Origin of the sequence: Cryobacterium sp. MLB-32, assembly GCF_000738085.1 — a bacterium.
Classification (GTDB): Bacteria; Actinomycetota; Actinomycetes; order Actinomycetales; family Microbacteriaceae; genus Cryobacterium.
The window spans coordinates 1-1,046 of the sequence record NZ_JPRS01000648.1 but is presented as its reverse complement, the minus strand read 5'-3'; the positions used below and the strand labels follow the sequence as shown (position 1 = coordinate 1,046).

The following is a 1,046-nucleotide window of genomic DNA, read 5'->3' as shown; positions in this document are numbered from 1 at the left end:
ACTTTATCAACCGCTGCGAAATGGTTCCGGTAGCTCGCGGTGCTCGCTTAGATGCGCGTCTGGAGTGAGTCGTCAGCGAGGCTCAGGCCCTGATTGATGCCGCATCTAGTGGTCGACGCTGACGACAACTACACGCCGAGCTTTGTCATTTTGTGGGATACAGATTCAACGTTTCAGCCGCACTCGGTGAGAGTCGAGTCGAACTTTCCTGACTTCGCTTCTGTGTTGATGTCCTCGGTCATGTCGTCGCTCGCGAGGACCGCAACTGCGAGTGTCTCACCGGAGACGCATTGAGCGACGATAGTCCACTTGTCTTGGGGCTGTCCGTCGTTGTAGAGCGGCTCGAGTCCCAACACCGGCTTGGAAATATCGTAGATCAAGAAGGGCTGGTCACCAACAGCAGGACGGAAATCCGATAAATGGCTGCCGACAAAGCTGCTCATCTCGGTCACGTTCGGAGGTTCGGCTGCAGTTGTGCATCCAGTCAGCGCTACCAGGACGGTGACAGTAACCAAGCCGCAGATTGGCCACGAGTCGCGCAACTGTTTCATGTTGAGGACATTAGTCCGTGCGGCAGCAGATGGAGCCATTGGGATTGAACGCGTATAGAGTCCCTCTCGTCTGGGTCGGGTAATACATCTGGATTTTCCTGACCTGGTAACTGATCTTGGTTCCATATGGATAGGCTGCAAATTTCTGGCCAATTTGAAGCGCCGGCGAGGTGCACGCTACGGAGACCGACACGGTCGCGCTTGAGCTAATACTGAGCTGCGTAGCGACGGTACCCCGGCTGATTCCGAGAGCGAGGTCGATCGACCGAGTCGCGCTATACCCGTTACTGATTGTGCAGGTTGTGCCGCTCGTGCCCACTCCGCAGTAAATCAACCGGTTTGCGAAGTTCACCGCGTTAACAGCGCGGTAAACAGTCGATCGGGCCACGCCGAACTGTTGTTAACGCCAACTGAAAATGGGGCCATTTCTGCCAGGCGGTTTCAAGTGATCGTCGCAACACAGCGGTTGCTCGTGCGCGACTGCTCCAGCTCGGT

At 56.0% G+C, this 1,046-nt stretch carries 1 protein-coding gene; it reads right to left on the bottom strand.

The window, feature by feature from the left end:
- Positions 1-173: 173 nt before the first annotated feature.
- On the bottom strand, positions 174-551 hold the full coding sequence (locus JF66_RS20630; protein ID WP_156109988.1) for a hypothetical protein: 378 nt from the start codon (positions 549-551) through the stop codon (positions 174-176).
- Positions 552-1,046 lie beyond the last annotated feature (495 nt).